The sequence below is a fragment of the Phaeobacter sp. HS011 genome (genome assembly GCF_018101215.1).
Classification (GTDB): Bacteria; Pseudomonadota; Alphaproteobacteria; order Rhodobacterales; family Rhodobacteraceae; genus Phaeobacter; species Phaeobacter inhibens.
On the sequence record NZ_JAGEUF010000002.1, the window covers coordinates 51,873 to 67,505 of the forward strand.

A 15,633-nucleotide genomic window follows, 5' to 3' on the forward strand; every position below is an offset into this window, starting at 1 on the left:
GTTACTCTGCCGGGACGCTTTGTGCGCCTGGCGCACCACGTCCGGCAGTAATCAGTGCGCGGCGCGCCTGGGCATAGCTGTCTTCGGCGCCGCCTCGCTGGGCCCGCCGTTCATTGAGGATGGCCTCCACCGCATCCAGACGCCCCGCCCGGAGGCCTGCATCAATGGTTACGCGTTCAAAGACATCCCGCTGGGCATGACTGCCACCGGCCAGTTGCAGCGAACTGCGACCCGTCGCCAGATAACCGAAGGCCTCGCTGTAGTTGCCTTCGCCAAACGCCTCCAGCCCCAGTGCCAGGCCACATCCGGGCGTCGCCATACGGGCATCGCTTTCACTTGCGCCGCGGCGGGCGTCGGCATGAATACGTTGCACCAGCTGGCCGGCCTCAAGTTTGCGGTCATCACCAACCAGCGCCAATAGATAATGCAGGTCGGCAAAAATCAGACATCCATCTTCGGTCCGGTTGGCGCAAAGCTCAGCCAGTTCTTCCCAGCGGTCACCGATTGCAACGCCCTCCAACTCCAGACGCATCAGCAGTGAGGTGGCATTGGAGATGTCGCGGTAGTCGTCGGTTTTGTCCTTGCGGATCTCATGATCATAAAGCGCCAGAACCTGTTCGCTCTGCCCCTGATCCAAGTGCATGAGTGCTTTGTGCCACCAGACATGGTAGCGGAAATTGTTGCAATGCGCCCAGGCCTCCTCGCGACCGGTGAGCCAGTCCAACCCCGCGCGCGAATTGCCTGTCATGTCATGCACATGGGCCACGGCATGCAGCCCCCAGGCATCATCCGGCGCCATCCAGAGCGCCTGCCGCCCGGTGGCGTCCGCCAGATCATAGGCCCCGGTTTCCTCAAGTGAGAAGGCATGACACCCCAATAGGTATCCCCGCCCGGCATGGTCGGGTGCATAGGCGGGCAACACCCGCTCAATAGACCGACGCATGCCCGCGCTGTCGCCCAGAATAAAGCGGATCGCATGGCTTAATTTCATCGCCAGCGCATCTTCCGGATGGTTGCGCAGCACCGTCTCCATCTCGGCAATCGCAGCGGAGGGGCGCCCGTCCAGCCAGGCGCCGAGCGCGGAAATGTAGTGACGTTCACGCGGGAGGGCGCCATCTTCAGCGGCTTTGGCAGCGGCATAGGCGTCGTGCGCGGCCTGCATCAGCTCCGCCCGGCCCAGCAGCAGTACGAACATGCCCTTGGCGGCCTGTGCCAGTGCAAACTCAGGAGCGGCTTCCAGCAGGGCGCCGAGATGCGTTGGCGCTGCAGCTGCATGCGACAGAACCCCCATCTGTACGGCGTTCCAGTTCTCAAGAGCTGCGGCATCTGTCAGGCTGGTGTCCTGGCCAAAAATATCTTGCATCATCGTTTGTCCGATCCGTGTCAAAAACGAAAGCAGAGGCGCTTTGTCGTCGAGCCTAAAGCACGCTATCGCGTCTCGCGATGCCCGCTCGCGGTTTGGTGAAGTGGCGTGTGCAATCTCGCGGGAATAGGGAGCCAACCCTGTCGATTGGCAGCGATTTCCCGCATTTTTGCCTGTCTGGCAAGCCCGTGTTGCCCGACTTTGGCCGAAGACCGCCAGTTTCTGTAACACTCGGCCAGATCCTGCCGGTCGCAGATCGCAAATGGGACTGTTTTCTGCGGTTTCTTAAGGGGATAGGAGCCGCGGTCACTGCGAATCCGCCCACGTCGACGCGGGCGGATCGAGGGTGGAGGGGGGCTGCGCCACCGCTACAGGGGTCAGCAGCTCTCTTCGGCAAAGGGGTCCGCTGCGGTTGCAAGAAGGTCGGTGCTGTCCCCGCAGGTCGGTGGCGCGTGACGATAGGTGACCGGCGTGCGCGAGAATTTCAGCGGGTTGCCCAGCAGCCTGACAGGCCCGGCGGCAGAGGTCATCTCAATTGTCATCTCGCGGGCCGCGACCTGATCAGTGGCAAAAACCTGATCCAGTGTTTGCACCGGTCCCGCTGGTACCTTGCGGGCCTCCATCGCGGCGATCACCGCGTCGGTGCTGTATTGGCGCAGGGCGGGCACCAGAATATCGGCCAGCGCATCGCGGTTCTGCAAGCGTGCCGGATTGGTGGCAAAACGCGGATCCCGCGCCAGCCCGTCAAGCCCGAGAAAGGACAGGAACCGGCCAAATTGCGCGTCATTGCCCACCGCCAGAATTACATGACCATCGGAGGTTTCATAGAGCCCATACGGCACGATGCTCGGATGTTCATTGCCGCGTCGTTTCGGGGCTGTCCCTGTATTGAGCGTCGCGACACCTTCGTTGATCAGCCAGGCGATCTGCGCATCAACAAGCGCGATATCAACCTGCTGGCCCTCACCGGTTTGTTCCTTGTAGCGCAGGGCAGCCAATATGCCGACGCAGGCATACATGCCGCACATGACATCGGCAATGCCGACACCCACCTTCATCGGCCGCCCGTCCGGTTCACCGGTCAGCGACATGATTCCGCCGTAGCCCTGCGCCATCAGATCATAGCCGGGCTTCTGCGCGTTGGGGCCCGTCTGCCCGTAACCTGAAATTGACCCATAGACGAGATGTGGAAACTCAGCATGCAGGCTGTCGTAGTCGAGCCCGTATTTGGCGAGCCCGCCGGGTTTGAAGTTCTCCAGCAGGATATCGGCATCGGCGGCGAGGCGGCGGATCACCTGCTGTCCCTCGACGGTGGAGATATCCACTTCGACGGAGCGCTTGTTGCGGTTTGCGGCCATGAAATAGGCCGAGAGATCGGAGTGCTGACCCTCGGCATCGATCACATAGGGCGGTCCCCATTGGCGCGTGTCATCGCCGCCGCTCTGCGGATTTTCCACCTTCAGCACGCTGGCACCCAGATCCCCCAGCATCTGGGTGCAGGTTGGCCCGGCCAGAATGCGGGAGAGGTCCAGCACCTTGATGCCTGTGAGGGGGCCGTGGGGCAGTTTCCCGTCTGCGGCCGAATCAGATGAGCCCATCATAGGCCTCCCGGTCAAATTCTGCGGCAATAACGGTGAAACGTTCGGCCTGCTGTGCCTCACTCAGGGCGGCACGAAGGCTGGCGCGGTCACGAACGCGCACACCGTTACCACCAAAGGCACGGCCCATAGCGGCAAAATCATGCAGGCCAAAATCAACACCGGCGTTGTCCAGCCGGCGCTGGCGCTGTTTCAGGTCTATCAGCGCCAGACTTGCATCAACAAACACCACGAAAATCGGCGCCACACCCAGTTCCGCCGCAGTTGACAACTCCCCCGCGACCATGAGGAAACCGGCATCGCCGGAGAAGCTGACGACCGTGCGCTGAGGCTCGGCCAGCTTGCGGCCAATGGCCATCGGCACCGCGCAGCCCATGGTACAAAGGCCCGAGGATTGGATCAGCGCGCGAGGTTCATAGCAGTGCCACATCTGCGAAAGCAAAATCCGATGTGCGCCGCTGTCAGCCGTGGCGAGCGTGTCAGCGGGCAGGGTGGCCTGACATTCTGCGATGATCGCGGCGGGACCCCAGTCGGCATCTGCTGCAAATGCCGCAGCTAGGGCGTCGCGGGCCGCTTCCGGCTGTCCGTCAGGCCAGTGCGCGTTTCCTTGGGGCGCATCATCAGCAAGCTGCGCGCCGACGGTCAGTGCGCGCAGGCTGGGAGCGAGGCCTGCCACAACAGTCAGGCTGGCGGCGTGCATGTAATGTGTGTTGTCTTCTGCGCAGATGTCGATCACCCGCTGGCGGCTGCAATCCCACGCATTGCGCCATCCGGGGCGCATTTCAATCGGGTCATACCCCAGCGCCAGGATCAGATCGGCTTCGCGCAGCAGCGGCAGCAGGTGGCGATCCGCAAGAGGCGACAGCCCGGCACCGCCCAGGCAGAGTGGGTGATCCTCTGGCAGGATGCCTTTGGCCTTGTAGCTGGTCACAAAAGGGATCTGGTAATGTTCAAGAAAGGCGCGCAGGCTTGCCCCGGCATCTTCGGCAACCGCATCGAGACCGATCACCGCAACGGGGCGGTCTGCCTCTGCCAGCCACGCGCGCGCCTGCGCGAGGTCTGCGGGCTGGGGCTGCGTGGCTCTGGCAGGCGCGAGGTACGGACGGTGAGGGCCGGCAGGGGCATCGGCGACAGAAATCGGCACGTCGATATGCACAGGGCCATTGCGTGGCTGGGTTGCGATCCGCAGAGCCTTGTCAGCAATCACACCGGCAGCCTCGGCATTAAGGCGATAGGTGGCTTTGGTGATCGGGGCGAATACCGCCTGATGATCCAGCACCTGATGGGTATAGGTCGCAGCTTCAGCCGCATCGACGCAGCCCGTCAGCACCAGCATCGGGACGCGGTCCTGATGGGCATTGGCCACCACATTCACCCCGTTCAGCGCGCCGGGGCCCAGTGTTGCCACCAGAATGACCGGCGCGCCATCGCTGTGATACACACCTTCGCCCATGAAGCCGGCGCTGTTTTCATGCTTGGCAAGGTGAAAGGTGATGCCCGCCTTGGTCAGCGCATCAACAAGGGTAAGAACCTCACCGCCCGGCATGCCAAAGGCGTGTCGACATCCCGCCGCATATAGCCGCTGTGCCAGTACATCCGCGGCACGCAGTGGGTCCGCAGCAGCTGCGGAATTGGTCTCAGTCATGAAATCTGCCCTTCGTGAACCTGTCCCGCCAAATTGCCGGAACCGGACAAGGTTGCAAGCCTCCTCACGGGGGTGTGAGCGTCAAGGTGCCGATCGCACAGCGTTTTGCGCAATAGCATCAAGATGTTGGTCCAGCTCTATCGCGATATCTGCGAGCTCTTGTCCGCCGTCTGCCAAATAGGGAGCAAAGACATGCTGCGCGGTTTTATAAGACAGGGTGGCGTCACCGTTTTCATCTTCAGTCACATAAAGACGGATCGGTGCCTCGATCATCGCGGCGGTAGAGCGGCGAAGAACCCGAACAGCGTAGTCATTATTGAACACACCGATCACCCGATTGCCGGGAATGGTGATGCCGCGTGCGGCAGCGGCCTTGGTCGGACCTGCTTGGGTGACGACCACCAGGCCCTGCGCCTTGGTGGCTGTGATCACGTCGCGGATCAGCTGCGCATAAGGCTTGGTGGTCGAATGCACAGCCCAGCCGGGTCGGCTGTTCAGCGGGCCTGCTGCGACGGCAGCCGCCTGAAGCAGTGCGAAGCCTATCAGTATCAAGAGGGCAGCGAAGCTTGGCAGGGGTATCTTGTGATGCTGGGTCAGATGGATTTGCAGATGTTGAACCATTGCCGTGTGCTCCTTTGATTGCAGGCAGACTATGGTGTCTGGGAGGCGTCCTCGTGGTCACATTGTCGTGGGTTCGCGATCTGATCCGAAGCTTGGCGGCGGTTCAGGCCGCGCGGCGAAACCCGGTGATCAGCTGGCGCAGCCCCAACGCAGCCCCGGCAAAGATCGAAAGGAAGGTCACCGGCGCCGACAGTGACAGCAGTGAAAATGCGCTCAGCCCCTGGCCAATAGTGCAGCCCATGGCCAGCACGGCGCCTGTCCCCATTATTGCGGCACCGATGATCTGGCGGCGCAACTCCCGGGGGTCATCGCAGGCCTCCCAGCGGAAATGGCCTTTGATCAGCGAACCGATAAAGGCCCCGAGCCAGACGCCGCTGACCGAGCCGACAGCAAAGCTGATCGGGCGCAGGCTGCCGGTCATGGTCCACATGATGGTTTCGCCCAGAGGTGCGGAAAACGAATGCGAGACCACTGGCACCGCGTCAAAACCGGTGCGCGCGATATAGCTGCTGCCCGCCCAGCCGCTGACGATGGCAATCGCCACCAGCGCCGCCCAGCCAACGGCAGCAGGGGCCTCGCGCACCTCCCGGCCCAAGATGGAAAACAGCAGGATTGCCCCACCAATGGCAAAGCCAATGGGCGTGATAGCCAGCCCGAGCTGGTCAGCCAGATGATGAGCAATTCCCGCAGGCAGGTCGTCCGTGATGGGATCCTGAAAGAAGATCAGGTTGCGAAAGGGGGCGAGGGGGCCTGACAACGCAACAAAGGTGGACACCCCCATCACCAGAACAATGACAAAGCTGCGCAGATCACCGCCGCCGAGCCGTGCAATGGCGCCATATCCACACATTCCGCTGAGCGCCATCCCATAGCCAAAGAGCAGCCCGCCCGTAATTGAGGCCAGCGGCATCCAGCGGATGGCGAGGTATTGCGACTGCACCGGATCAAACCAGCCCAGAGCAATCAGCCCGAAGCTGCCAAGGATCGCCATGCCGATCGCCATGCCCCACATCCGCATACGCAGGGATGAGCCGCCATAGAGTAGATCCTCAATCGCGCCCAGCGTGCAGAAACGACCCAGCCGCGCAGTCAGCCCCAGAAGCACGCCACCAAACAGCCCCAGAAGGGCGGTCAGATGCGTGTCGCTGAAGAGGTCGGACAGGGCTTCGGGCATCAGAGGCGGGCTCCGCCGGTTTCAGGTCTGCGGGGATGGCCGGACATGACGGCTCCGCAAACGAAACCGGAATGGCCGGTCGCTGCGGTCAGCCGTCTTTGCAGAACAGCTCATAGACCACTTCGAGAATGCGGCGCGGGCGGTCATCGGCCAGCCGGTAGTAGATGGCCTTGCCCTCACGGCGAGGAATGACCAAGCCTTCGAGGCGCAGGCGTGACAGCTGCTGTGAAACAGCGGCCTGCCGTGCGGACAGCAGTTCTTCCAATTCGGTGACCGATTTCTCACCAGATACCAAATGGCACAGGATCATCAGGCGCCCCTCATGGCTGATGGCCTTCAGAAAATTCGAAGCACGGGTGGCATTGTCCACCATCGTGTCGAGATCTTCGGGATCCATATCGGCGGAAAACTGTGGCAGGGCCATATCGGTGTTCTCTCCTGGTTCAACCATTGGTGGCCAAGGGGGCGGTGGTCTGGTCGGGGGCGCTGTGCGAGGAGCCTGTCGGCACGAAACCGGCATGTTCTTGCAGTAGCCCGGTGATCAACGGCCAGAAGAAATCCTCTCCCGGATAGCCTTCCAGTCTGGCCATTTCATGCCCGTCTTCAACGATCAAGAAGGTTGGCGTGAATGTGACCCGGCGTGACAGGGTCAGATCCTCCGGCATCGCGCGCAGATCGGCGCGGCGTAGCGGGGCAAAGCGACCTTCGGCGGTTTTGGGGTAAATCGGCGCAATCTCGGCGTCCCAGCGCGCGCACCAGGCGCAGCCGGGTTGCTCGACCATCACCAGTTCCGCGGCATCGGCAGTCTTAGCCGAAATGCCCGTCGTCGCCAAAAGGGCCAACGCCGCCAGGGAGGCACTGGCAGCGCGACGAATGCGGTGCAGTAGGGATATCAGAGGGGCAAAGGCCATGATTGTTGGGTCTCGATGATCAGCTGTGTGTCCGTGATGCGCTAGTGGCGGGCCAAAGTCGGGCCATTGACGGCCCGGTCTGGTCGGTGTCTATATGTACTACGTAATTTGAATATGTGAATAGTACAAGTTTCACAGAGCAGACTGTGCCCTCAGAACGTCGGCGGGCGCTGCCACCTCTGCCACGCACCCGCGGCGATCACGGTCTGAACAGGTCGAACACATAAGGTCGTAAGGGACCCGAAAACATGCTGGAAATTTCCCTGTTTGGGGCTTTTGTTGCCGGGCTTTTGTCCTTCTTCACCCCCTGCGTACTACCGATGGTGCCGTTTTACCTGTCCTATATGGGCGGACTCTCCATGGCTGAGTTGCGCAATGAAGGCGACATTGCGCCGGGGGCGCAGCGTCGGCTGGTGCTGGCGTCGATCTGTTTTGCCGCTGGCGTGACCACCGTGTTTGTGCTGATGGGCATGGGTGCCACAGCGCTGGGTCAGTTGTTTGGGCAGTATCTTGATATCCTCGCTTATGGGGCGGCGGCACTGCTGCTGGTGTTTGGTCTGCATTTCCTGGGTGTTGTTCGCATTCCGTTGCTCTATCGCGAGGCCCGAGTCGAAAGTAGCGCCTCGCCTGCCACCTTTGCCGGGGCCTACATGATGGGGCTGGCTTTTGGCTTTGGCTGGACCCCTTGTGTGGGGCCTGCCTTGGCCTCGATCCTGATGATTGCTTCCGGGATGGGGGATGTCTGGCGTGGTGGGCTGCTGTTGCTGGTCTATGGCGCGGCGATGACTGCACCTTTTGTGATCGCAGCCCTGTTTGCGCGCCCTTTCCTTGGTTTTGTGGCCCGCCACCGGGCGGCCTTTGCCTGGGTGGAGAAGGGGATGGGGGTCATGTTGATCGTTTTTGCGGTGCTGATCGCGACCGGCAGCGTGCGCTATATTGCCGAAGCGATGATCCGCTGGTTTCCGGCTTTTGCGAGCATTGGCTGACCAGCGGCGCACGGGGCGCCTATTGTGAACCTGAACGGGAGGATGAGAGATGAAACGATTGTGGATGGCCGTGCTGTGGCTGCTCAGCGCCGGGCCCGTTGTGGCGGTGGAGCTGGGCGATGATGGCCTGCATAAAACCCCCTGGATGCGTGAGACCTTCAAAGATCTGCGCGAGGATCTGGAGGAGGCCAACGCCGAAGGAAAACGGCTGGTTCTGTTCTTTGAGCAGAGAGGCTGCATCTACTGCACCAAAATGCACGAGGAGGTGTTTCCCAAACCTGAGATCAGCGGCTACATCGCGGATAACTTCTTCGTCGTGCAGCTCAATCTTTATGGGGATGTGGAAGTGACGGATTTCGACGGCGAGACCCTGTCCGAAAAGGATATGGCGCGCAAATGGGGCATTCTGTTTACACCAACTATGATGTTCCTGCCCCAAGAGGTGTCCGAGGTTCCGGCCCCTCAGGCGGCGGTATCGATCATGCCGGGGGCCTTTGGTCTGGGAACCACACTGGACATGTTCACTTGGGTGAAGGAAGAGCGTTATAAGCTTGATAACGGGGAGGATTTTCAGCGGTATCATGCCCGTCGCATCCAAGAGCGCGACAACGGCTCCGCTGATTGAAACGCTGCGTGTCCCGTGCCCGACACGTCAGCCAGTATGCGGGAGCTGCGTTTCACGACCCCTCCATGGTGGGGTACGCGAAACGACATAATAAAATTCAAATTACTGAATTTGATGTTGCGTCGGGCGGGTGAGGTCGCCTAGGGTAACCGCCAGCGAAGCACGCCAAAAGCGCGTGGGAGCCAATGGGAGGAAACATGAAGCAAATATCTCTGACACTGGCAGCCTGTCTGGCCGGGACAGTTGCGTTTGCCGCTGAGATCGCGCCGAAAGACGTCGGCTACGACGAAGACGGCGCCGTTGCCGCATCGCTCAGCGGTGTTGCCGGGGATGCTGCCAGTGGCGCATTGCTGGTTGGCGATAAATCCAAGGGCAATTGCGTGGCCTGCCATCAGGTGACCGCGCTGCCCGATGTGCCATTCCACGGCGAGATCGGCCCTGCGCTTGATGGTGCTGGCAGCCGCTGGAGCGAAGCAGAGCTGCGCGGCCTTGTGGCCAATGCCAAGATGACATTCGACGGTACGATGATGCCGGCCTTTTACAAGGTCGACGGCTTCACCCGTCCGGGCGATGCCTACACGGGCGAGGCGGGGACCGAACCGCTGCCGCCCATCCTGACCGCTCAGGAAATCGAAGATGTGGTCGCATTCCTTGCGACCCTGAAAGAAGACTGACGCAAAAGACCGGGATCTTTTTGCGCCATCAACGTCAAAGGAGACATACGATGGAGTTCTCACGTCGCGACACACTTGGTCTTGGCCTTGGGGCCGCTGCTCTGACCATGCTGCCCCTGCGTGTCGTTGCTGCAGCCGAGGATCGGATTGCAGAGTTCACCGGTGGTGCGGAAATGGCCGACAGCGGCCTGACCCTGACCGCGCCGGAAATCGCTGAAAACGGCAATACGGTACCGATCGCGGTCGACGCCCCCGGCGCCACTGCCATCATCATCCTGGCGACCGGTAACCCGACACCGGGCGTGGCGACTTTCGCCTTTGGCCCGCTGGCTGCCAGCCAGTCGGCCTCCACCCGGATTCGTCTTGCAGGCACGCAGGATATCGTAGCGGTGGCCAAGATGGCCGACGGCAGCTTCGCCAAGGCCAGTTCCACCGTCAAGGTGACCATCGGCGGTTGCGGCGGCTAAGCGCGACCTGTCATACAGGTTCGCCCCATAGATATCAGGAGTTTACGACATGGCATCCGGTGTAAAACCCCGCGTCAAAGTCCCCAAGAAAGCAGCCGCAGGCGAAGCGGTGACCATCAAGACGCTGATCAGCCACAAAATGGAAAGTGGTCAGCGCAAAGACAAGGAAGGCAATGTCATTCCACGGTCGATCATCAATCGCTTCACCTGCGAATTCAACGGCGAGAGCGTTGTTGATGTGACCATGGAACCCGCCATTTCCACCAACCCGTATTTCCAGTTTGATGCAACCGTCCCCGAAGCGGGCGATTTCGTCTTCACCTGGTATGACGACGACGGGTCGGTCTACACGGAACAAAAGTCGATTGCGATTGGCTGATCCCTTCCGGATCCATAGGCAAACGCCCTGTCCGGGATACCGGGCGGGACGACCACCCAAGGGAGGAAACAACATGAACAATAAGGCAATCACTGCAATTGCCATGGCGATGGCGCTACCTGTCGCGGCTTTTGCCGAGGCAGATGACGACACGCTGGTCGTCAACGAAGAGATTGAAATGGTCACCAAGACCACCGCACCTGCCCATGTTTCTGATGTGCTGGACGAGGTGATGTCAGGCTGGCATTTCCGCTCGGATGAGACGCAGGCGCTGCAGATGGATGATTTTGACAATCCGGCGATGGTGTTTGTCGATCAAGCGATGGACACCTGGTCCAAGGTTGAGGGCAGTGCGGAGAAATCCTGTGCCTCCTGCCATGACGATGTCGAAGAGAGCATGGCAGGTGTCCGCGCGGTCTACCCCAAGTGGAACGAGGACGCAGGCGAGATGCGCACCCTTGCGATGCAGATCAACGACTGCCGTGAGAACCAGATGGGCGCTGATAAGTGGAAATACACCGGCGGTAAAATGGCGGCTATGGAGGCGCTTATTTCAGTGCAGTCGCGTGGCATGCCGGTGAATGTCGCCATCGACGGCCCGGCCCAATCTACTTGGGAGCAAGGCAAGGAACTCTACTACACCCGCACTGGCCAGTTGGAACTCTCCTGCGCCAATTGCCATGAGGATAACTATGGCAACATGATCCGTGCCGACCATCTGAGTCAGGGCCAGATCAATGGCTTCCCGGTCTATCGCTTGAAAAACACCAAGCTGAACACGGCCCATGCGCGGTTCAAAGGCTGTGTACGTGACACCCGTGCAGAGACTTACAAACCGGGTTCGGCTGAGTTCGTGGCTCTGGAGCTGTATGTCGCGTCGCGTGGCAACGGTCTCTCGGTCGAGGCGCCGTCTGTCCGCAACTGATTTGCGCAGCCCCGTATCAGAAATGGTGCGGGGCGCGTTTCCTCTCGTTTCATTCAAACATGCGAATGTATCGTGTGTCTCAGTAGAAAGATAACCCAATGATCTCGCGGCGTGATTTCTTGCAGGTCTCCATGGCAGCGTCAGCGCTGGTTGGCGCCTCTGGTTTTGGCAACTGGGGTCGACTGGCGGCTCAGCAACGTCTGACGCAGGACCAGCTTCTGCAATTTGATACCTATGGCAATATCAGTCTGATCCATGTCACCGATATCCACGCCCAGCTGAAGCCGATCTATTTTCGCGAACCTTCGATCAACCTTGGGGTTGGTGACAACAAGGGCCATGTGCCCCATATCACCGGCGCGGATTTCCGCAAGGCCTATGGGATCGCCGATGGCAGCCCCTCAGCTTATGCACTGACCTATAATGATTTTGCGTCGCTTGCGCAGGGGTATGGCCGGGTCGGGGGGCTGGATCGGGTTGCCACCATTATCAATGCGATCCGCGCCGACCGCCCCGATGCGCTTCTGCTGGATGGCGGCGACACCTGGCACGGCTCCTACACCTGTCATCACACCGAAGGCCAGGACATGGTCAATGTGATGAACGCGCTGAAGCCGGATGCGATGACCTTCCATTGGGAGTTCACGCTGGGGTCGGATCGGGTGAATGAGATCGTCGAGGGGCTGCCCTTTGCGGCACTTGGCCAGAATATCTTTGATGCGGAATGGGATGAGCCGGCTGAACTGTTCAAACCTTACAAGTTCTTCGACCGTGGCGGCGCGGAGGTTGCCGTGATCGGTCAGGCCTTCCCCTATATGCCGATTGCAAACCCTGGCTGGATGTTTCCGGAATACTCCTTCGGGATCCGTGATGAGCATATGCAGGACATGGTTGACGAGGTGCGCGCCGCGGGTGCGGATGTTGTCGTGGTGCTGTCGCACAACGGGTTTGATGTTGATAAGAAAATGGCCGGTGTGGTCAGTGGCATTGACGTGATCCTGTCCGGTCACACCCATGATGCGCTGCCGGAACCGGTTCTTGTTGGTCAGACCCACATTGTTGCGTCTGGGTCCAATGGCAAATTTGTCTCCCGCGTGGATCTGGACGTGCGTGACAGGCAGCTGATGGGGCTGCGGCATAAGCTGATCCCGGTGTTTGCCGACGTCATTGCGCCGGATCCGGTGATCACCCAGTTGATCGATGATCAGCGCGCGCCCTATGAGGCAGACTTGGCTGAGGTGATCGGCCAGACTGATGAGCTGTTGTATCGGCGCGGCAACTTCAACGGCACCTGGGATGATCTGATCTGCGATGCGCTGCTGAGCGAACGGGAGGCTGATATCGCCCTGTCGCCCGGGGTGCGCTGGGGGCCATCCTTGCTGCCCGGCGATGACATCACCCGCGAGGATATCTGGAATGTCACCTCCATGAGCTATGGTTCAGCCTATCGCAATGAAATGACAGGCGATTTCCTGAAGGTGGTGATGGAGGATGTGGCCGACAATATCTTCAATCCTGATCCCTATTACCAGCAGGGTGGTGACATGGTGCGGGTCGGCGGCATGGGCTACCACATCGACATCACCAAACCTCAGGGCGAGCGGATCAGCAATATGACGCTGCTCAAGACCGGCGAGGCGATTGATCCGGCCAAGACCTACATCGTTGCTGGCTGGGCTAGCGTGAATGAAGGGACCGAGGGCCCGCAGATCTGGGATGTGGTCGAAAACCACATTCGCAAGATGGGCACCGTCACCCTGTCACCAAATACATCCGTGCAGGTGTCGGGCGCTTAAGCCCGGCATCCGCCAAAAAATTTTACGCTGATGAATTCACGAAAGTGAATTTTTCGATGTAAGGAGACATTCAGAGATGACTGACAAACCGAAGCAAACCAGCCCCTCACGCCGCCAGTTTCTGGCTGGTGCTGCGGCGGTCGGGGCAGGGGTGGTGACGAGCCGCCCGGCGGAGGCTGCGACCCCTGATCCGCTGATCACTGAGGTACAGGACTGGGCCTCTGGTCTGGGGGATGGGGTGGATGCGACGCCCTATGGCTTGCCCATCGAGTATGAGGCCGATGTGGTCCGGCGCAACGTGGAGTGGCTGACGGCGGATACCATCTCGTCAATCAACTTCACACCGATCCACGCGCTGGACGGAACCATCACCCCGCAGGGTTGCGCGTTTGAGCGGCATCACTCAGGCGCGATTGAGCTGCGCAAGGAAGACTACCGGCTGATGATCAACGGTCTGGTCGATACCCCCTTGGTGTTCACATATGCCGATCTTGAGCGTTTCCCGCGCGAAAACCGCGTTTATTTCTGCGAGTGTGCGGCGAACTCTGGCATGGAATGGGCCGGGGCGCAGCTCAACGGTGCGCAGTTCACCCATGGCATGATTCACAATATGGAATATTCCGGTGTTCCCTTGCGCACCCTTCTTGAGGAAGCGGGCGTAAACCCCGCGGGCAAATGGGTTTATGTTGAGGGGGCCGATGCCTCCTCCAACGGCCGCTCCATCCCCCTGGAAAAGGCGATGGACGACGTGCTGGTCGCCTTCAAGGCCAACGGCGAGGCGCTGCGCAAGGAGCACGGTTATCCCGTCCGCCTCGTGGTGCCGGGCTGGGAAGGCAATATGTGGATAAAATGGCTGCGTCGGGTTGAGGTGATGGATCAACCGGTTGAAAGCCGCGAGGAAACCTCGAAATACACCGATACGCTGGCCGATGGCACCAGCCGCAAATGGACCTGGGAGATGGATGCAAAATCTGTCGTCACCAGCCCCAGCCCGCAATCGCCCATTAAACATGGCACGGGACCGCTGGTGATCACCGGTCTGGCCTGGTCTGGCCGTGGTGCGATTACGGGTGTCGATGTGTCGGTAGATGGCGGCAAGAGCTGGACCGAAGCACGTCTGGCGGCTCCTGGCACTGACAAGGCTTTGACGCGCTTTTACCTTGATACCAACTGGGACGGTTCCGAGATGTTGCTGCAAAGCCGTGCGCGCGATGCATCCGGCTACGTCCAGCCGACCAAGGCGCAGCTGCGTGAGGTGCGGGGCCTCAATTCAATCTATCACAACAACGCCATCCAGACCTGGTGGGTCAAGGCAAGTGGGGAGGCGGAAAATGTCGAAGTTTCCTAAGGTTATTGCGGCAACATCGGTTGCGCTGACGTTGGCGGTTCCTGCTGCTGCGGAAAAATTCGGCCTTGGTCGTCCGGCTTTGCCCGAAGAAATCGCCGCTTGGGATTTGGATGTCGCGCCCGATGGCACCGGCCTGCCCAAAGGCTCGGGTGATGTCTTCACCGGCGAAGAGGTCTTTGCCGAGAAATGCGCCGTCTGCCATGGCGATTTTGCCGAAGGCGTGGGCAACTGGCCCAAATTGGCAGGCGGGCAGGGAACGTTGGATCATGATGATCCACTGAAAACCGTCGGCAGCTATTGGCCATATCTGTCCACCACCTGGGACTATGTGAACCGTTCCATGCCTTTTGGCGACGCACAATCTCTGACCCCGGATGAGGTCTATGCGATTGTCGCCTATATTCTTTATTCCAACGACTTGGTGGATGATGAGTTCGTGCTGTCGGATGCAACCTTCAATGAGGTGGAGCTGCCCAATGCCGACGGGTTCATTCTGGATGACCGGCAAGAGGCTGAGGCGCATTTCTGGAACCCGGAACCCTGCATGGAGAATTGCAAGGAGAGCGTCGAAATCACCATGCGCGCCATGGTGCTGGATGTGACACCTGAGGAAGACCGGGCTGATGCGCCCGCCGACGTCGAACCGGTTGAGGACACCGCAGCCGAGCAACCCGCAGAAGTCCCTGCCGAAGTGGTTGTTGCCCTGGACCCGGAACTGGTCGCCAAGGGCGAGAAAACCTTTCGTAAGTGCAAATCCTGCCACCAGATCGGGGCGGGGGCCAAATCGAAAACCGGTCCGATCCTGAATGGGATCATTGGCGCGCCGGCGGCCCATGTTGAGGGGTTCCGTTACTCAAAAGCAATGAAAGCCGCCGCCGAGGATGGCTTGGTCTGGGATGAGGCTGAACTTGCCGCCTTCCTTGCGAAGCCGAAGACATACATGAAGGGCACCAAAATGTCCTTTGCGGGTCTAAAGAAAGACGCGGATATTGAGGCGGTGATTGCCTATCTGAAAGCTGCAACCGCCGAGTAAAGCAGGGCACATCGGCCTGCATATCACCTCCGCAACCGTCTGGTGCGGAGGTGGTTTTATTTCAGGCGCGCCGATCTAGCGTTACATG

The 15,633-nt window shown here is 60.2% G+C and carries 16 protein-coding genes; 9 read left to right on the forward strand and 7 right to left on the reverse strand.

Annotated features, from left to right (window positions below; all coding sequences use genetic code 11):
* Nucleotide 1 precedes the first annotated feature (1 nt).
* From J4721_RS03745 to J4721_RS03775, 7 genes are all read right to left on the reverse strand, one after another.
* Nucleotides 2–1,366: a tetratricopeptide repeat protein gene (locus J4721_RS03745; RefSeq protein WP_102858356.1), complete on the reverse strand. Its 1,365-nt coding sequence runs from the start codon at nucleotides 1,364–1,366 to the stop codon at nucleotides 2–4.
* A 374-nt stretch (nucleotides 1,367–1,740) separates the two neighbouring features.
* The gene (locus J4721_RS03750; RefSeq protein ID WP_102874454.1) at nucleotides 1,741–2,961 is read right to left on the reverse strand and encodes a CaiB/BaiF CoA-transferase family protein; all 1,221 of its coding nucleotides are present in this window, start codon (nucleotides 2,959–2,961) and stop codon (nucleotides 1,741–1,743) included.
* Nucleotides 2,948–4,606, reverse strand: coding sequence for a thiamine pyrophosphate-binding protein (locus J4721_RS03755; protein ID WP_014874361.1), 1,659 nt, complete (start codon nucleotides 4,604–4,606; stop codon nucleotides 2,948–2,950). The genes J4721_RS03750 and J4721_RS03755 overlap by 14 nt, the downstream gene beginning before the upstream one ends.
* Before the next feature lie 81 nt (nucleotides 4,607–4,687).
* On the reverse strand, nucleotides 4,688–5,227 hold the full coding sequence (locus tag J4721_RS03760; protein WP_211002129.1) for a DUF302 domain-containing protein: 540 nt from the start codon (nucleotides 5,225–5,227) through the stop codon (nucleotides 4,688–4,690).
* Between the two features lie 103 nt (nucleotides 5,228–5,330).
* Entirely contained in the window at nucleotides 5,331–6,401 is a 1,071-nt protein-coding gene (locus J4721_RS03765) for a YeeE/YedE family protein (RefSeq protein ID WP_014879744.1), read from the reverse strand.
* 88 nt (nucleotides 6,402–6,489) lie between these two features.
* A complete protein-coding gene (locus tag J4721_RS03770; RefSeq protein ID WP_014879745.1) occupies nucleotides 6,490–6,825 on the reverse strand; it encodes a helix-turn-helix transcriptional regulator in 336 nt (111 codons plus the stop codon).
* A 19-nt stretch (nucleotides 6,826–6,844) separates the two neighbouring features.
* On the reverse strand, nucleotides 6,845–7,312 hold the full coding sequence (locus J4721_RS03775) for a hypothetical protein (RefSeq protein WP_076614767.1): 468 nt from the start codon (nucleotides 7,310–7,312) through the stop codon (nucleotides 6,845–6,847).
* Nucleotides 7,313–7,560: 248 nt separating this feature from the next.
* On the opposite strand from J4721_RS03775, the gene J4721_RS03780 reads away from it, so the two are divergent.
* The 9 genes from J4721_RS03780 (at nucleotide 7,561) to J4721_RS03820 (ending at nucleotide 15,545) form a co-directional block, all read left to right on the forward strand.
* Nucleotides 7,561–8,298 carry a cytochrome c biogenesis CcdA family protein gene (locus tag J4721_RS03780; RefSeq protein WP_102869844.1) on the forward strand — a complete coding sequence of 246 codons (738 nt, stop codon included), beginning with the start codon at nucleotides 7,561–7,563 and terminating at the stop codon, nucleotides 8,296–8,298.
* A 49-nt stretch (nucleotides 8,299–8,347) separates the two neighbouring features.
* Nucleotides 8,348–8,923, forward strand: coding sequence for a thioredoxin family protein (locus J4721_RS03785; protein ID WP_211002130.1), 576 nt, complete (start codon nucleotides 8,348–8,350; stop codon nucleotides 8,921–8,923).
* Nucleotides 8,924–9,120: 197 nt separating this feature from the next.
* Nucleotides 9,121–9,597: a sulfur oxidation c-type cytochrome SoxX gene (gene soxX, locus J4721_RS03790; protein WP_076614778.1), complete on the forward strand. Its 477-nt coding sequence runs from the start codon at nucleotides 9,121–9,123 to the stop codon at nucleotides 9,595–9,597.
* A 50-nt stretch (nucleotides 9,598–9,647) separates the two neighbouring features.
* Nucleotides 9,648–10,064: a thiosulfate oxidation carrier protein SoxY gene (gene soxY, locus J4721_RS03795; protein ID WP_014874369.1), complete on the forward strand. Its 417-nt coding sequence runs from the start codon at nucleotides 9,648–9,650 to the stop codon at nucleotides 10,062–10,064.
* A 49-nt stretch (nucleotides 10,065–10,113) separates the two neighbouring features.
* Entirely contained in the window at nucleotides 10,114–10,443 is a 330-nt protein-coding gene (gene soxZ, locus J4721_RS03800; RefSeq protein WP_014874370.1) for a thiosulfate oxidation carrier complex protein SoxZ, read from the forward strand.
* Between the two features lie 73 nt (nucleotides 10,444–10,516).
* Nucleotides 10,517–11,368, forward strand: coding sequence for a sulfur oxidation c-type cytochrome SoxA (soxA, locus tag J4721_RS03805; protein ID WP_102874449.1), 852 nt, complete (start codon nucleotides 10,517–10,519; stop codon nucleotides 11,366–11,368).
* A 98-nt stretch (nucleotides 11,369–11,466) separates the two neighbouring features.
* Nucleotides 11,467–13,164 carry a thiosulfohydrolase SoxB gene (soxB, locus tag J4721_RS03810; protein WP_211002131.1) on the forward strand — a complete coding sequence of 566 codons (1,698 nt, stop codon included), beginning with the start codon at nucleotides 11,467–11,469 and terminating at the stop codon, nucleotides 13,162–13,164.
* A gap of 76 nt (nucleotides 13,165–13,240) precedes the next feature.
* The gene (gene soxC, locus J4721_RS03815) at nucleotides 13,241–14,512 is read left to right on the forward strand and encodes a sulfite dehydrogenase (RefSeq protein ID WP_211002132.1); all 1,272 of its coding nucleotides are present in this window, start codon (nucleotides 13,241–13,243) and stop codon (nucleotides 14,510–14,512) included.
* A complete protein-coding gene (locus J4721_RS03820) occupies nucleotides 14,496–15,545 on the forward strand; it encodes a c-type cytochrome (RefSeq protein WP_211002133.1) in 1,050 nt (349 codons plus the stop codon). Before soxC ends, J4721_RS03820 begins: the two co-directional genes overlap by 17 nt.
* The last annotated feature ends 88 nt before the right edge of the window (nucleotides 15,546–15,633 follow it).